At 35.8% G+C, this 17,053-nt stretch carries 12 protein-coding genes and 3 pseudogenes; 14 read left to right on the plus strand and 1 reads right to left on the minus strand.

All coding sequences use genetic code 11. The features are described 5' to 3' along the window. Window positions 1-77 precede the first annotated feature (77 nt). The 6 genes and pseudogenes from NFS18_RS17275 to NFS18_RS17300 all read left to right on the plus strand — a co-directional run. A pseudogene (locus tag NFS18_RS17275) lies at window positions 78-1,268 on the plus strand (site-specific integrase); the annotation flags it as partial. Window positions 1,269-1,430: 162 nt separating this feature from the next. Next, window positions 1,431-2,813: a hypothetical protein gene (locus tag NFS18_RS17280; protein ID WP_251392536.1), complete on the plus strand. Its 1,383-nt coding sequence runs from the start codon at window positions 1,431-1,433 to the stop codon at window positions 2,811-2,813. Window positions 2,814-2,922: 109 nt separating this feature from the next. Beyond that, on the plus strand, window positions 2,923-4,377 hold the full coding sequence (locus NFS18_RS17285) for an AAA family ATPase (RefSeq protein WP_251392538.1): 1,455 nt from the start codon (window positions 2,923-2,925) through the stop codon (window positions 4,375-4,377). A 548-nt stretch (window positions 4,378-4,925) separates the two neighbouring features. Next, window positions 4,926-5,819 carry a Fic family protein gene (locus NFS18_RS19835; protein WP_120476116.1) on the plus strand — a complete coding sequence of 298 codons (894 nt, stop codon included), beginning with the start codon at window positions 4,926-4,928 and terminating at the stop codon, window positions 5,817-5,819. A 233-nt stretch (window positions 5,820-6,052) separates the two neighbouring features. Next, on the plus strand, window positions 6,053-7,237 hold the full coding sequence (locus NFS18_RS17295) for a hypothetical protein (RefSeq protein WP_251392539.1): 1,185 nt from the start codon (window positions 6,053-6,055) through the stop codon (window positions 7,235-7,237). A 560-nt stretch (window positions 7,238-7,797) separates the two neighbouring features. Then, window positions 7,798-8,517 carry a GntR family transcriptional regulator gene (locus tag NFS18_RS17300; protein WP_251392541.1) on the plus strand — a complete coding sequence of 240 codons (720 nt, stop codon included), beginning with the start codon at window positions 7,798-7,800 and terminating at the stop codon, window positions 8,515-8,517. Between the two features lie 49 nt (window positions 8,518-8,566). Here the strand turns inward: NFS18_RS17300 and NFS18_RS17305 are convergent, their stop codons facing one another. After that, entirely contained in the window at window positions 8,567-9,766 is a 1,200-nt protein-coding gene (locus tag NFS18_RS17305) for an enolase C-terminal domain-like protein (protein WP_251392543.1), read from the minus strand. A gap of 270 nt (window positions 9,767-10,036) precedes the next feature. Between NFS18_RS17305 and NFS18_RS17310 the strand changes: the two genes are divergently transcribed. The 8 genes and pseudogenes from NFS18_RS17310 to NFS18_RS17335 all read left to right on the plus strand — a co-directional run. Next, window positions 10,037-11,857 carry a glucose PTS transporter subunit IIA gene (locus tag NFS18_RS17310; RefSeq protein WP_251392545.1) on the plus strand — a complete coding sequence of 607 codons (1,821 nt, stop codon included), beginning with the start codon at window positions 10,037-10,039 and terminating at the stop codon, window positions 11,855-11,857. 34 nt (window positions 11,858-11,891) lie between these two features. Further along, entirely contained in the window at window positions 11,892-12,017 is a 126-nt protein-coding gene (locus tag NFS18_RS19395; protein ID WP_277613682.1) for a hypothetical protein, read from the plus strand. Window positions 12,018-12,024: 7 nt separating this feature from the next. Further along, window positions 12,025-12,519: pseudogene (locus NFS18_RS17315) on the plus strand (tyrosine-type recombinase/integrase); the annotation flags it as partial. 232 nt (window positions 12,520-12,751) lie between these two features. Continuing rightward, complete coding sequence (locus tag NFS18_RS17320) at window positions 12,752-13,501, plus strand: TIR domain-containing protein (protein WP_251392547.1); 750 nt, start codon at window positions 12,752-12,754, stop codon at window positions 13,499-13,501. Window positions 13,502-14,013: 512 nt separating this feature from the next. Continuing rightward, on the plus strand, window positions 14,014-14,946 hold the full coding sequence (gene rhuM / locus NFS18_RS17325; protein ID WP_251392549.1) for a RhuM family protein: 933 nt from the start codon (window positions 14,014-14,016) through the stop codon (window positions 14,944-14,946). 328 nt (window positions 14,947-15,274) lie between these two features. Further along, entirely contained in the window at window positions 15,275-15,403 is a 129-nt protein-coding gene (locus tag NFS18_RS19400) for a hypothetical protein (protein WP_277613683.1), read from the plus strand. Window positions 15,404-15,424: 21 nt separating this feature from the next. Further along, window positions 15,425-16,504: a hypothetical protein gene (locus tag NFS18_RS17330; RefSeq protein WP_251392551.1), complete on the plus strand. Its 1,080-nt coding sequence runs from the start codon at window positions 15,425-15,427 to the stop codon at window positions 16,502-16,504. Between the two features lie 212 nt (window positions 16,505-16,716). Beyond that, a pseudogene (locus NFS18_RS17335) lies at window positions 16,717-17,053 on the plus strand (acetyltransferase); the annotation flags it as partial.

A 17,053-nucleotide genomic window follows, 5' to 3' on the forward strand; every position in this document is an offset into this window, starting at 1 on the left:
GGAAAGTAATGATTTTGATTCATTTATGAAATTCGCAGTGTAGTTTTGTGCAATTTTTCAAATTTGCTCATTTATAGCAGTATAAATATGTAGTGGACGGGAAACCAAAATTTCTTTACAGCTGGAGACTGGTTCCCGCAGATCCGCAGCCGGTAGGAAAGCAGCCCTGCCTTTCCCTTAGGGAACTGGAGAAGACGGTACGGCAGGATTTGGATTCCAAACTGGATCCAATGGGTAAAAAGATGACGGTAAATGAGCTGATTGACCGTTACCTGCAGACAAGAACCGGTGTGAAGCCGAACACCCTCATCAATTACAAATTTGTGAAGAATCTGATGGAAAAAGAGGAGTTTGGGAGCAAGAAGATTTCAGAAGTAAAGACATCGGATGCAAAGTTATTTCTTATTAAGTTACAGCAGGATTGGCGAGGATCCAGCAGCATTAAAACGGTGCGAGGCGTTCTCAGACCCGCATACCAGATGGCAATGGATGATGACATTATCGTAAAAAATCCATTTACATTCCAGCTTGCCGGTGTAGTGGTAAATACGGAGCATACCAGAGAAGCAATTACAAAGGACCAGATGAGGAAGTTTCTCAAGTTTGTACATGACGATAACGTGTACTGCAAGTATTATGAGGTATTCTACATCTTATTTCATACGGGGCTTCGAATTTCGGAATTCTGCGGACTTACTATTAAAGATATCGATTTAAAGAACCGTATTATCAATATTGACCATCAGCTTCAGCGACTCAACAATATGGAATATCATATCGAATCCACGAAGACAAATGCTGGAACGAGAAAGATTCCGATGACAGAGGATGTGTTCCGAATGTTTCAGGCGATTCTGGAAGACAGACCAACTGATCTTCCGGAGATTATGGTGGATGGTTATGTCGGATTCCTTTTTAGGGATAAGAGTGGGATGCCGGAAGTGGCGCTTCATTGGGAGCACTGGTTCAAGCATGCGGTGAATCGGTACAACAGCATCTTTAAAGTGCAGATGCCGAAAATCACGCCGCACATTTGCAGACATACCTACTGTAGCAATCAGGCAAAGGCTGGCATGAATCCGAAGACGCTGCAGTACCTGATGGGGCATTCCGATATTGGCGTGACGATGAATACTTACACTCATCTAGGTTTGGATGATGCGAAAAATGAGATGATTCGCATGGAGGAACTAGAGCAGGCGCGAAAAGAAGTGGATAAGGCAGAAGGCAAGAAGCCGATGAGACAGAATATGTTCAAAGTAGTATAAGGAAAATGGAAACGCTCAGGGAAGACCTTGGGCGTTATTTTTGTGTTCGGGAATTGTGCAGGAACGAGAAAAATAGTATAATTGAGGCGGAATGATAAGAAATATGAAACATTATATGTTTTATTGTTATAGAACCATACTTGAAAGGAATGGAGAATAGTTATGGCTGAAATAAAAATGAGTTATATTTTTATTGAAAAGCAAAAACACGAATTAAAAACGCTGCAAGATATTTTGTTAGAAATAATAGATAGTACTGTAGAAATCCGAGATGATAGGGTTCTTAGACTTGATGATGTAGATATTAGTTATCGTATTATTCAAAAGAGAAATTCAAAACGATGCTTTTTAGAAATGACTTCGAAGGAAAGAGTAACTCGATCCATTCCAGCATTGCAAAAGGTAGATAGAGCTCTTTTTACATCTAATCAGCAGAGATATTATCATAGTATCCGAGATTATGATGGTATCTCTGAAAGTTTTTGTAAAAGATTATATCCGAAATATGCAGAGTTTGAGCGGAAATTAAGAAGTTTAGTACTTTTTATTTTAACGAAAGCATATGGGAGTAACTGGAGAGCAGAAACTGTTTCGGATGAAATGTTAAGTGTATTGCAAGAAAAAGCACATGGAAATGTTTCATTGAACGAAACCTTGGAGAATATGGACTTAGCTACTTTGGAAACATATCTATTTGAACAAAGACATGTAGATTATCCTAGTATTATAAGTGAACAGTTATCTTCGAAATGTTTGGAGGAACTAGAAAAGGAAGAAATATGTGCGGTTATTGAAAAAATGAGACCTACCAGTCTGTGGGAACGTCATTTTGAAAAATTCGGAAGTCAAGATTCTTGGATGAAAAAAATAGTTGATATTCACAGTACACGAAATAAAGTTGCTCATCAAAAAACAATATTGGTCGAAGAGTTTACAACAATCAACAGGAAACTAAACAGTGTTAATAGGGATTTGTCAAATGCTATTGAGGGTATTAGAGAAGAGAACTTTACCGAATATAGTATTGTTGATATATTAGGAAGTTTTGCTACTATAGCGGGTAATTTTGTGAAAAATATTGTAGAATCACAAGCAATTAAAGATGTTGTAATAGGTTTTAATGCAAAGGTTCAAGAAATGCTGAAGCCAATGACAGCCATTTACAAGAGTGGTGTGGCAGATGCTTTGAGTTCTGTTGGAAAAGCTTATGCAAATATGAATTTGGGAATAGCTCAATCAGAAATGATAAAAAGTATGAATGCAATGGCAGAAAGTTTTTCGGCATCAAAAGCTGCTGCTGATAGTTTTGCAGCTACAAAGTCGATTGCCGATAGTTTCGCAGCTACGAAGGCAATTGCAGATAGCTTTGCTTCGACTAAAGCGCTTGCTCAAAGTTTTGGAACATCTCAGCTGTTAGCGGAGAGTGTGAAGACTGCTGAAACGATACAGAAATCAATGGCATTTCCTGAATGGGTATCGTATGACGATGATGAACAAACTGAGGATGCGGCTGGAGAAACGATTGAGGAAAATGATGATAATTAAGAATGTAAGGATTTTGGGATCATTAAATTGCAATGAGATATAAAAGTAATTCTTCTCATTAATCCGTACTGTTGAAATAAATTGATTAACGAGCGATAAGGAGTCTTATATGAAAATCAGAAAAATTGCATTACAAAATAACGCTTTTTTTGGCAATCAAGAGTTTGATTTTACAGATAATCATGGAAAGGTATACGACAATATTGTTTTGGCTGGCGAAAATGGAAGTGGAAAAACACAATTATTAAATATCATATATGATTTTTGCAATCTTTCGTTGACGGGTGATTTAAGTAACGAAATTCGAGTATTTTCAATTGCATTATCTCAAGATGAATTACAATATGTTTCAGAGCATGTTCGTGAAAGCATAGAATTAATTGCCCCTACAGGAGTGTTTGAGATTACACAAGATTTCTCGGCTCAATCCAATACCTGGAATCGAATCAAATTGAAGTATGAGAGAACTGAAGCAGATGGAAGCTTATGTAAAAAAGAACTCAATTCATCATGGTTTTTTAATGATGTAAATAGAAAGACTTTGTTGCGGAGTATTTTTTCAACTGTAGAAATTAATTATGATCCTAAAGCGACTACAATTGTTACAGCTAAAGAAGTTGATGAAGATGTGGAAGCAAGTATTCGTAGTGGTACTGATTTAGCTACCGAAATTCAACAACTTTTAATAGATATACAAGCGAACGATGCTAATGATTTATTTATATGGGTTGAAGAGCATCCTGGAGAAGTTCCAACGGAGGATGTGAAGAGTAAAAGAATTACCAGATTTAAAAATGCGTTTGCAACAGTATTTCAAAATCTAAACTATTGTAAAATAACGAATGAAGAAAATAATAAGAAAGTTATTTTTAAAAAGGATAACCAAGAAGTTGAAATCAGTGCACTAAGCTCTGGAGAAAAGCAAATTGTATTTAGAGGTGCATTTCTGCTTCGTAATCAGCAAAGTTCTAAAGGTTGTTGCATATTAATTGATGAGCCGGAAATTAGCTTGCATCCTATTTGGCAAGGTAAAATTTTTAATTATTATAGAAACTTGTTTGTTGATGAACACGGAAGCCAGACATCACAAATTTTTATGGCAACACATTCACAATACGTGCTGAGGTCAGCGTTAGATAATAATTCAGACACTTTAATCCTTTTGTTAAAGAATAATTCTGGTAGACATGAAGTCTCCCATATAACAGCACCATTAGTGCTTCCAAGTATAACTGCTGCGGAAATTAATTATGTAGCGTTTGATCTTGTTTCGAATGATTATCATATAGAGCTATATGGGCATTTACAGAATAAAATTGCATACATACAAGGCACTGCTGAATGCACTGTAAAAGAATGCGATACTTATATTATTCAGCAATCCGATTATGATGCGACTAAGCATCAGAAATCATCTTCTTTTACTAACCGAAGAGGATATACTACAACATATGATACATTACCAACTTACATTCGAAATGTAATAGATCATCCGGATCCAACTCGAAGATTTTCGGAACAAGAATTACGTACATCAATTGAATTGTTAATTAAACTGTGTTGATGAAGGTTGGGGAATGCTAAAATGATAATCAAAAAAACTGCACCCCCTTAAAGGGAGAAAACGTTAAAAGGTTCAAAAATCCCGGTAGTCTGCCCCCCCTAAACTGACTACCAATTGACTACTACAGACTACTACACTTGGTCTCAAACTGCCGTATATTGCCGCTTTTGTTACAGTTTCCGGAAAACAGTAACTCTTGAAGAAATCCCAAAAAGTGCGTAAAATAGGGCAAAACAAGGCATTTCAGGAGGAAAAATATAATGATTAAAGTACTTTTCATCTGCCACGGCAGCACGGCGGGTAGCCGAGAATTGGCGGCACTTGTGGGGCAGAACGGGGCAAATTGTGACAATAGGAGTGGTAAGGTACTACGGTTTTACTACGATTGAGGGTATTTAAAACTGAAAGTGTGGAAAACAAGACTCGAAGTGCAGTTATTGCATTTTCGGGTCTTTTATTATTCCGAAATTAATAAAATATTATTCCTTTTTGGTTGATAATATTCCGGAAATAAGATATACTATTGAGGGAAGAGAGGTGTGATCTTTATGTATATTACGGTAAAGCAGGCAGCAGAAAAGTGGGGAATTTCTGACAGACGGGTGCGTATACTTTGCTCGGAAGGAAAAATTTCGGGAGCTACACGAGAAGGACGTAGTTGGATGATTCCATCAAATGCGAAAAAACCGGAGGATGGACGTTTTAAAGCAGCAGAAAGTTTACTGACAGCTATAGACAGGAAGAAAAAAGAACTGGATACCAGACGCCCTCTGACTGAGGGTGAATTGGAACGTTTGACGGAGGAATTCATTGTTGAGTATACTTATAATTCTAATGCGATTGAGGGAAATACTCTAACTTTGCGTGAGACGGATATGGTTTTGCGTGGTCTGACGATTGACAGGAAGCCGTTAAAAGATCATATGGAGGCGGTCGGGCATAAAGAGGCGTTTGATTTTGTGCGGGATTTGGTAAAAGAGCGAGTTCCTTTATCGGAGAGTATTATCAAGCAGATACACTACCTTGTATTAGCAGATAAACGGGAGGATCGGGGTGTTTACAGAAGAGTCCCCGTCAGAATTATGGGTGCGAAACATGAACCAGTACAGCCCTATTTGATTCAGCCTAAAATGGAACAGTTGTTGGAGACGTATAGGAATAGTACAGATCATATCATTCCCCGGCTTGCACGGTTCCATATTGAATTCGAGGGAGTTCATCCTTTTATAGACGGAAATGGTAGAACTGGAAGGCTGCTTGTAAATTTGGAATTGATGAAAGCAGGATATCCGCCAATTGATATTAAATTTGCAGACCGGATTTCGTATTATAATGCATTCGATGAATATCATGTAAAGCATAATCTTGGTGCAATGGAAAAGCTGTTTGCGGGCTATGTGAATGCAAGGCTAGACAGTTACTTGATGATGTTGGAAAAATAACTATATGAGGGAGGAATTTGTATGTTTGTTTCAGAATACTTTGGATTAGGTGATGAATTTGATAAGAAAGAGAATTTGATTGTATTTTAGACAAAGACAGTTCTTTTTTCATAAATTTAATGCGATTGAAGGTATGTAATGTCCCAGAATTTCAAGGCTCGTATCAGAGTATAAATGATCATTTTAGTAAAATAGCAACACTCCTTAACGCATCTGACTCAAAAGGAGACAAAATGTATAAATCTGCATTTAAGCTGTTTACGTTTTCTGAGGTTAATGGAATAAACCTTGGTTTCTCCGAAATTGAGCATGGTGCAGGATTTGGAGAAAAATTTAGAAAACAAGTTATTAGCGATGTGTTTGATATTGTAAAAAAGGGTGTGCAATATCCGGAAATTTTTCAACTCATCAGTCTCTTTGAAGAAAATATTGGTCCTGATAGGTTAAGCGATATGGTAGCAACAATTATATACCCTGATATTGTTATGTATACAAAGAGAATACAAGATGAACTTGGAATCTGCAAGGAAAAGTATCCGGAATATATTTTTCGAGAAGATGGTCTTGCTGTGAATCCATACAAAGGATGTGAAATTTTATTATTACCTAAAGATATTTTGCATGAACTTCCAATTGCGCAATGTTGGGATGATATAGATAGAGTGGTTTCAGAAAATGAAAATATTCGCAGAGAAATAAATGAAGCAGTTGGCGAGGAATGGAGCAGATGGTATTCCAGAGACAAAAAGGCATATCTAAAAGAACATATTTTTAAAGATCCAGAAAAATGTAGTCGAGTAATTGAAGGATATAGAAAATCAGAGGTAGCTAAATATGATTTGAATAACGATGTAGAATACTTTGCAGCCACATTGATCAAAACAATGAAAAGAAAGGGTGTCACTTTTGCAGTGGAGGGTGCCAAAGAGAAAGACAGTTTTGCGGCAGCATTGGATGTCTTGGATATCTTCAAGGATTGGGTTGAGTATAATAAAGGTTGGGATACAATTCGAGGTGCTGAAAGTAGCAAAAGAGAAAAGATTGTGCAGAGGCTTATTCATTTGGGTTCAAAAAATTATATATCAGCGAATGATTTAGATATAAGTTTTGAACCAGATGCTGGAAGAGGACCCGTCGATTTTAAGGTCAGCCGAGGCGGAGATAAAACAATAGTCGAAGTTAAATTATCTACGAATACACAATATTTGCATGGATATGAAGAACAGGCTGAAGAATATGGAAAAGTAGAATGTACAACAGATAAGATGATATATGTATTTGTCGATTTGGGGAATCCAGGAAGATTAAAAAAGATTACAGAAACTCATCAGTTGAATTTACAGAGCCAGAAGAAAGTTCCTGAATTGATGATAATTGATGCAACAGCTAAAAATACGGCAAGTACATATTCCAATTGAAACATTATTTCTATTATTATATACTATATTATAAAAAAATTATCTAGGAATGACTTGGATGCATTTTTTATAGTGCAAATTTAAACATTTATAGCGGTACTCAAATTGCAATGGACATAAAATCAGGAAAATACCCGCAGGCATACAGAAACATCGCAACACCGAAATTGATACAATGGAAAACCACAGAAATGCGTGGAAATAAGCCTTTCCACGGATTCTGCGGTTTTATTTTTTGGCTGTTTGAGTCTTTTTCCTGTTGCGGGAGCTGGTTTGCCCTCAAAATTTGCACCTCCTTTTAACGATAGCAGGCAATCGTTAAAAGGTTTGATTAGGGCAGGGGTATAGTTTTGTGCTGGAGCTATAAGTTTGGCAAGAGGCGATGTTTTCTTCTATGGCAAATATGAATGTAAAATTTCATAAATCTAGTATGTTTGATACTGCATAGATTTGAAAGTTAATTTTTTTGTGTGTTCTAAAACAAGAAAAGCGTTTTTGCATTTGAAGTTGATATGGGCAATTCCATATGTTACAATAATTAAAAAATAACGGAGGATTATATGAGTGCGTATAAAGCAGACTTCATTTTCTATGATTTATTGAGTAAAATATATCAGAAGTATTATAAGGAGGGGAAGCTTCCGACACAGAGGAACTTAGCAAAATCATATAACGTATCACGCTTTACCATCCAGTCTGTTTTGAATAGATTGCAAAATATGGGGATTATACATACTATTCAGGGAGACGGGATATATATTGACCATTCGGTATTAAAAAATCCATTAATGTTAAATTCCATGATTGAAAGACCATATGAAGAGATTGAATCAAAAATGGTTTACTTAAGAAAAGTTCCGGCAAATCATGAACTCAGTTCTATTTTTAGCATCTCATTAGGAGATGACTTATGGGAATATCAGAGAATACGGATAGTAAATTATCAAATTACTCAATTGCAGACCTCTTGGATTCCGTGTTATCTGGTATGCGATATGAATAAAGAAGTAGTTGAAAATTCTATTTATGATTATATATTAAGCTTAGATTACAAAATTGGTCATACGATTTCAAAGTACAAAGCAGTTGCAGTTGACAATAAGACAGCAAGCCTTCTTCAATGTAAGAAAAATACGCCTGCTATGAGTATTGAAAGCAGAGGATTATTGAGAGATAGGACAATTTTTGAATATAGTAACATTATTTGTTTAGACTATGGATGCACATATATTGTTCCATTTAATAAAAAATTACATGGACTTCGCCATAAGAAAAAATAAAAGGCCGGTATCGTTGATAGATGCCGGTCTTTGTGTTATCAGGAAATGATTACGGTGTCATTAATGTTCCATCCGGAATACGACTTTGTGTCCATTCATGCGGGCGGTATTCACAAGGGTACATAGATACTGTTTGTTCGTTAAAATCAACACCGATGCCATCCATTTCAATAGGATAGAAATATCCATTTTTGCATGTAATGTATCCTGGGAAAACTTGTTTCGTGTTATCATTCAACTCAATATTTTCCTGTATAGCAGCATTATGAAGATGAATATTCAGGTGTGTATTTACAGCAAGTCCAATAGGAGTAATATCTGAGGGCGTATGCCATGCGATGCGTATACCGTAGTTTTCGCATAAATGAGCTAACTTTAATGCGGGTGTAATACCCCCTAATTGGGATACATGACAGCGTAAATAATCTATTTGTCTATTAGTTATCAATGCTTTCCATTCCATCGGATTGTTAAAAAGTTCTCCGGTTGCAATAGGGGTACTACACTGGGAGCGGAGCTGTGCCAACCATTCATTTTGATCCGGAGGAAGAATATCTTCCAAAAAATATGGTTTGTATGGTTCTAATTCTTTGGCAAACTGAATAGCCTGGCTTGGAAACAATCGTTCATGAGTGTCATGGAGAATATGAAATCTGTTTCCGTAAGTTTCACGCAGTTTTTGAAACATATGAATAGTTTTCAACATATATTGGTCCTGATCATAATAGGAACCTGGCATTGAATTTTCAGGTGTATTCAATTCATTGGATGCACCGCCGTAAAATCCAAGCTGACAGCGGATATGGTGGTATCCCGCAGACAGGATTTGCTCAATTTGTGTATAAAGTTCCTCCATGGTATCTGCTGTTGCGTGGGTATATGCAGGAATGGCATCCCGTGATTTTCCGCCAAACAATTGATATAGTGGCATATGTGCAAGCTTTCCTTTGATATCCCATAAAGCCATATCTACACCAGAGATGGCATTATTGATGACCGGACCGTTTCGCCAGTAGGAATTGACCATCATTGTATGCCATAGGTCTTCGATATTATTAGCGTCCTTACCCATAAGGAGTGGCCGCAGGTAATCATCTACGATACACTTTACTGCCTTGGGACGAAATTGGAATGTTGCACAACCAATTCCGTATATATTTTGGTCTGTCATAACTTTTACAATGACAAGGTTGTGACGGTCAGGTTTTGTGATAAAACATTGAAGGTCAGTGATAATTGTTTTTTTCATAGTTTACCTCATTTCTTCTTGGATATTGATTATTGGCTCAATTATATTTTAAACACAGAATATTCAAAATAGCAATAATGTAAGATAAAAGGGTAAATAATGAAAAAAAAACAGTCCAATTCAGACTGTATAGTATAATAAAGTGTGGATATACATGGGCTTTTTGCCTGAGAAGTATTTTTTTTGGTATGTTTGACGAGTACATGAACCTATGTTATATTCCATGCAGCAACGAACATACTTAAAACGAGAAGGAGGAAACATGACTTTATGGATGAAAAGAAAAATGTAATTGTTCAACAAATCATTCAGTTAGTAGGAGGAGCAGAGAACATTATTAATATTTGGCATTGTATGACTCGGCTTCGTTTTGACCTGAAAAATTTGGATATGATTCAGGAGGAAGAAATTAAAAAACTAAACGGAGTTATGGGAACACAGTTTACAAAGAAACAGTTCCAGGTAGTACTCGGAACCACGGTGAATCAATATTATGAGATTGCTTGTGAGATACTTGGAATTTCTGCAAATGATGTAAACACACCGGAAGATATAACGAAAGAGAAAAAGGATTTTGTGACATGGTTTATGGATATGGTATCTGGTGTGTTTGGCCCTATCGTTCCGGCTATTGCAGGAGCTGGTATGATAAAAGGATTAATATCAGGGTTGGCTGCACTGGGTATCATCTCTAATACTACAGACACTTATTTACTCATTGATATATTGGCGAGTGGGGTATTTACATTTTTACCATTTTTTATTGCGGTATCCGCAGCGAAAAAATTTAAAACAAGTCCTTTTTTGGCGTTGTCAATGGCAGCTACTATTATGTTTCCTGCTTTGGTAGATACTGCAAAAGCTGGGGAAGTTTCACAATTTACTTTTGGAGGAATCATTCCGGTTCCGGTATTTAATTACTCCGGTTCTGTTATACCAATCATATTTTCTGTATTAGCTTTGAGCTATATACATAAAATTGTGGATAAACATATGCCAGATGTTTTAAAAACAGTTGTAACACCTACTTTAACTATATTAATCTCCGGATTTTTCACTTTGACTGTAATTGGACCTATTGGCATCCATCTGGGGAATGGGCTTGCATGGATCATTGATCGGTTATTCGATATTTCTCCGGTGGTTGCTGGAATTGTATTTGGGGCGATTCGTCCGGTTTCTATATTAGTAGGTATGCACCATGCCATGACACCGATTGCCTTGCAAAATTTTGCTGATAAAGGGTATGACATGTTAATGCCGATGATGTTTATTGCAAATTTGTCTATTGTGGGAGCAGCGGCGGCATGTTATTTCAAAGAAAAAACAAGAGAAGGTAAAAGTGCAGTTGTATCTTCTGTAATTTCCGGGGCTCTTGGTATTACAGAACCGGCCTTGTTTGGTATTTTGACGAAATATAAGAAAGCATTGATTGCAGTAACTATTTCCAGTTCATTGTCTTCTGCTTTTATAAGCGCCTTTGGAGTAAGGTTATATGGATATATTTTGTCAAGTGTATTTAGCATTCCGGCATATATCGGGCCGTATTTTCCTTTTGCCGCAATTGGCTGGTTGTTGGCATTAGTAATTAGTTTTAGTTTGACCTGGGTATTTGTGGTGCAAGAAAAGGAATCAAAAGAATTGGTTGCCATTTTAAACGGTAAAGTGATTCCAATTACAGAAGTAGCAGATGAGACATTTTCAAGCAAGTCACTTGGAGACGGAGTAGCTTTTGAACCAGAAAATGAGAATACAGTGGTAGCACCAGCAGGAGGAGAAGTTGTGGTTGCTTCTCAGGAAATGAAACATGCATGCGGTATAAAACTTGACAATGGTGTTGAGATATTAATCCATGTTGGAATTGATACGGTAGCTATGAATGGAGAGGGATTTGAGCTTTTAGTAAAACAAGGGCAAAAGGTAAAAAAAGGAACCCCCTTGATACGGTTTGATAAGCAAAAGATAGTTAAAGCTGGGTACAAGGCAACAACTATGTTGATTGTGACAGATGATGGTGGGATGAAAAATGTTGAATATCATACAGGTGTTATGACGCAAAAAGGAAAGACGATTGTAGCTAAATTTATTTAAACAAAATTCGTTTTATTTAGAAGTAGGAGAAACAATGAGTGTAGATATTGAGAATGCTATAGAGCAACTAGGAGCAGTCCCTGTAGTTGTCTTGCATGAAAAAATGCAATTCCATTGGTTGATGCTCTCTGTAAAGGAGGACTTCCCTGTGCAGAAGTAACATTTTGGTAATTGAATCCACAAAGACAAATGCGGGAACGAGGAAACTGCCCATGACTGAGGATGTTGCCGAATGCTTCCGGGGCATCATTGAGGACAGGGAAGTGTCAGGGAATGAGAAGATTATAGGCGGATACATGGGATTCTTATTTTTGGATAAGAATGGGAACCCAGAAGTGGCAATGCACTGGGAGCATCGTTTCAATCATATGGTCAAACGGTACAATGAGATTTACCGGGTGCAGATGCCGAACATCACGCCCCATGTCTGCCGCCATACCTACTGCGGCAACATGGCAAAGTCGGGCATGAACCCAAAGACGTTCCAGTATCTGATGGGGCATAGCGATATCGGGGTGACGCTGAATACATACACGCACCTCGGACTGGAGGATGCTGCGGATGAACTGAAGCGGATGGAGGATTTGGAGGTAGCGAGGAAGGAGCTGGAAAAAGCAAAGGGTGAAAAGCCTGTGTCGCAGAAAATGTTCCGGGCAATTTGATAAGGAGATGGTAAAGCGCTCTGCTTCGGCGGGGCGTTTTTTTAATTTTCTACTCCCCAAATGGTTTTGTTTGTGATAAAATATCGGAAAAAGTAAGGATACTATGTACAGATATATTTGAATGAAATTTAATAAAAGAAATATCTAAATATTGGATACGGGAAGTTTTTTCATTAAGGAAATGCCAAATATAAATTCTGTTATGATTTACAAAAACTAGGAGGGCTTATTATTGAGGCTATTACGAAAGGATTTACAACCAGTAACATTAATAAAATCATCTGGGCAAAAATACGAAAATATAAGTGTTAATTTGCAGAGCGAGTGTGGGAAAGTTCTTACTACTAATTTTGAGATACCTTTTGAAGAAGGAGATATATTTCAGAGAGTCCTCAAAAATGGTATTTCAGAGAGGTATCAGATTATTCAAGTTAATCAGTCACAAAATTTGATTAATATCGATATAAAGAAAATAATAAATAGAGATACAGAAAAGGCAAGAGAAATAGAAAAGAAGGATGAGAATATTATGGCAAACAAAGTATTTATAGTTCACGGTCACGATGATGCAGCAAAGCAGGAAATGGCACGCACGTTAGAAAAAAGCGGATTTGAAGCGATAATTTTGCACGAACAAGCAAGCGTTGGAATGACGATAATTGAAAAAATAGAGTCTTATACAGATGTTGATTATGCTGTTGTTTTATACACTGAGTGTGATTTAGGTAGAGATAAAACTAAAAAGGCTGATGATGAAAAATTTCGCGCTCGACAGAATGTTGTGTTTGAGCATGGATATCTGATGGCTAAATTAGGGAGAAATCATGTTACCGCACTTGTTAAAGGAAACGTGGAAACACCAGGTGATATTACTGGGGTGGTATATACGAATATGGATTCAGCAGGTGCATGGAAATTTGAATTGGCTAAGAATATGCAAGCAGTAGGTATTAATGTTGATTTAAATAAATTTTTAATGTGATAATTGAAAAAAGGGATAATAGTTGCAATATATAATTTTTTAAAATGTTCAATGATTTGTTTGAAAAATTTTTACAAAGCAAATAAGTTCAATACATAGTTTATATTAGCTACGACCTTTTATTGATAATTGTATTTAGACTCAGATATAGTTTCATGTGTTAAAATAGCCATCGTAGTAAAAACCCCCAATTTTTACTACGTTTTTATTACGATTGACGGCTTCAACTTGCCACATTTTGCCCCGTTTTTCCCATTCTGTGATTTTTTTAACAATATTCACTAGAAAAATAAACCACGCAAATCGTGCCAAACCACGGCAAATCATCGCATTTTAGGAGGGATTTTTATTATGATTAAGATACTTTTCATCTGCCACGGCAGGAAGTGGCTGTTTGATGGGATTCCTCTGATTTAGGCGGATTATGAGATTGGGGAGGTATTTTTTACAACAGGTTTACAACTTTTGAAAGATGTTCCGATGTGACATAAATATGTAGATGGGAGAAGTTAATGAATAACAAAAATGAGATTGTTTTATTTGAGACAGAGGACAGAATGATATCTTTGCCGGTTATGGTGAAAGAGGAAACAGTTTGGCTTAATAGAAATCAGTTGTCAGAACTGTTTGAACGTGACATAAAAACGATTGGTAAACATATCAATAATGCTTTGAAAGAAGAATTATCCGGACAAAATACAGTTGTCGCAAAATTTGCGACAACTGCATCCGATGGAAAAAAATATATGGTAGAACACTATAATTTGGACGTTATTATTTCTGTTGGTTATCGAGTGAAATCAAAACGAGGCATCCAATTTAGACGTTGGGCAAATGGTGTCTTAAAGGAATACATAATCAAAGGATACGCTGTGAATCATAATCGTATGAATCAATTAAATGAGGTAATACGAGTTATGAAAAGAGTAGAAAACAGCTTGGATACAAAACAAGTATTGACAGTAGTAGAAAGATATAGTCAGGCACTAGAACTATTAGATGCCTATGATCATCAGAATATGGAACGACCAAAAGGAAATAGAGCAACGTATATTTTGACTTATGAGGAATGTAAAAAAGTAATTGATAATATGAAATTTGGTGACAGCAGTTCATTATTCGGCAATGAAAAGGATGATTCATTTAAAGGAAGCATTGGAGCAATTTATCAAAGCTTTGCAGGAGAAGACTTATATCCTACTTTGGAAGAAAAAGCTGCGAACTTATTATATTTTGTTACGAAGAATCATAGCTTTTCTGACGGAAACAAACGAATAGCTGCAACAATGTTCTTATATTTTTTGGATAAGAATGGCGTTTTATTTAAGAATGAAGAAAAATTAATTGACGACCATACACTCGTGGCACTTACAATTATGATTGCAGAATCAAATCCAGAAGAAAAAGAAATGATGATAAGTGTTATTATGAATTGTATAAAATAATAATGAGGAGGATTTAGCATATGATAAAAAAACTTTTTTGTTGCCACGGCAGGAGTTGGCAGTTTGACAGGATTCCTCTGATTTAGGTGGATTATGAGATTAGATGGTCAATTTTTACAATCGATTTACAACTTTTGAAAGATGTTCCGATATGATGTATTCTATAATTATGAAAGAACGAAAAACACTATAATGATAAGGAAAAGAGATTTAATCGCTATGAAAATGTGATATATTTAATATATGTTCTTTTTGGAAAGGCTACCCTTACGGCCCTTGGCGAAGTCACCAGCCAAACCCAGTTAAAGTTTTAAAGGAGGGATGCCGTATGATAATGAATGGCATTAAAGATTTGATGAAAACTATTAAATTAACAAATGTGACTATAAATCTAGGATTTATCGAACGAAACTTTGCTGGGGGATTTTCCAAAGAGAATATTTTTTTAAAAGTTTAGAACATTTTGTGGAGGCATAAAGTGGAAGTTCAAAATAGAATCAAATTATTTTTATATACAGTTGAAGAATACAAGCGTTTTGTAGAGTATTTCTCCCTGAAAAAAGAGCATTCATTAACAGATTCATATACAAATGATGAGTATATAGCGATACAAACAAAGTTAATTATTTTACGGAAATTTGGTGGCAAGAAAGATGCAGTATACATACAGTCAATTTTAAATTTGGCAAAAGATGAATTTCCAGAAAAAAGCCAGTGTTTTGATGCTCTTTTATCGGATTATGATGAGATAGAACGAACACAACTACAAATGATTCTTTCTGATGGAAGAAAATTAAATCTTTATCAAACAATAGAAGATGTGATGTATGGGTTGTACCTCCATGCTGATGCTGAAAAAATAGAAAGGCTATTAACAGTAGATTCTACGCTTCGTTTTGCTGCCACAAGAAAATATGTAGAATCTTTGGAGAAAGTAATATTAAATGCATATGATAATATTTTACCTTGTGTAGCTAAGAAACTTGAGCAAAAACCATTCGAGCATGCACCGGTAATTTTTCTTGGTGATTCGAATAACACGAGACAGGAAATAACAGGTTCTCCTTATTGGGCAAATCTATATGGAAAGAATGCTTCTAATAATGAGCTTCAAGAAATAATTAGTGAGAACAGTATAGAAGATAATATTATTCTATTGATTTGTATTGGATTTATTGAAGAAATAAGGAAAGAGAATTATTCTGTGCAAAAACTTGAGAACTTCATTTTTCCGCCTACTCATAATGATTGGGGAGATTTTTCTCAACTTCATAAAATGTGCAAAGACTGGACTAATCTAGGGTATAGTTCGCATGTTCGTTTTAATGATAAACATGATATGGCATATGTTAGTTTATTTCGTAATATAGAAGGTGCCTTTATAATAGAACAACCTCATATCATACAAGATTTATGCATTATTACACTTGTTTATGAAAATGAAAAATATGGTTGGAGAATATTTCAAATAGGACCTAGAGCAGAAACATACAAAGAAACACTAAGTATATCTGAAAGTATTAAGCGTATATTAGAAAATAGAAATAAACGTAAATAAAGATATTTTTGCATGTACTGATTATACAAGGCTTTGAACTACTTAATAGGATGTGTGATATTTTGAAGAAAAGTCACATGGTTATTGTTTTTCAATCGAACGACGTATATAATTGTCCTTAAATCAAAAGAGAGGTGGTTTCGGTGAAACTCTGCATTGCTTTATCTGGAATAGTTAAATAGGCAGTATTCAAATTAACAGGAGGATTTTAAATGACTATTCCAGTGAAACAGATTTATCCCCGTACAGGCGATAAAGAAACAATTTATTTGAAGCATGTAATCACGAATCCCAATATAACGGTTGGAGATTTTACAATGTACAATGATTTTGTAAATGACCCGACGTTATTTGAGAAAAACAATGTATTATATCACTATCCTATAAACCATGACAAATTGCAGATTGGGAAATTTTGTTCTATTGCTTGTGGTGCAAAATTCCTTTTTAACAGTGCCAATCATACGCTGTTTTCATTATCCACTTATCCATTTCCTCTATTTTTTGAGGAATGGGGATTAGAGAAGAAAGACGTAACAAACGCATGGG

The sequence above is a fragment of the Mediterraneibacter agrestimuris genome, from assembly GCF_943193195.1.
Taxonomy (GTDB): Bacteria; Bacillota; Clostridia; order Lachnospirales; family Lachnospiraceae; genus Schaedlerella; species Schaedlerella agrestimuris.

What these genes read in the sequence shown, in the direction of transcription:
- NFS18_RS17310 (WP_251392545.1), top strand. Translation starts at nt 10,037, where the DNA reads ATGGATGAAAAGAAAAATGTAATTGTTCAACAAATCATTCAGTTAGTA.
- rhuM (WP_251392549.1), top strand. Translation starts at nt 14,014, where the DNA reads ATGAATAACAAAAATGAGATTGTTTTATTTGAGACAGAGGACAGAATG.
- NFS18_RS17305 (WP_251392543.1), bottom strand. Translation starts at nt 9,766, where the DNA reads ATGAAAAAAACAATTATCACTGACCTTCAATGTTTTATCACAAAACCT.
- NFS18_RS17280 (WP_251392536.1), top strand. Translation starts at nt 1,431, where the DNA reads ATGGCTGAAATAAAAATGAGTTATATTTTTATTGAAAAGCAAAAACAC.
- NFS18_RS19835 (WP_120476116.1), top strand. Translation starts at nt 4,926, where the DNA reads ATGTATATTACGGTAAAGCAGGCAGCAGAAAAGTGGGGAATTTCTGAC.
- NFS18_RS17295 (WP_251392539.1), top strand. Translation starts at nt 6,053, where the DNA reads ATGTATAAATCTGCATTTAAGCTGTTTACGTTTTCTGAGGTTAATGGA.
- NFS18_RS19395 (WP_277613682.1), top strand. Translation starts at nt 11,892, where the DNA reads ATGAGTGTAGATATTGAGAATGCTATAGAGCAACTAGGAGCAGTCCCT.
- NFS18_RS17300 (WP_251392541.1), top strand. Translation starts at nt 7,798, where the DNA reads ATGAGTGCGTATAAAGCAGACTTCATTTTCTATGATTTATTGAGTAAA.
- NFS18_RS17285 (WP_251392538.1), top strand. Translation starts at nt 2,923, where the DNA reads ATGAAAATCAGAAAAATTGCATTACAAAATAACGCTTTTTTTGGCAAT.
- NFS18_RS19400 (WP_277613683.1), top strand. Translation starts at nt 15,275, where the DNA reads ATGATAATGAATGGCATTAAAGATTTGATGAAAACTATTAAATTAACA.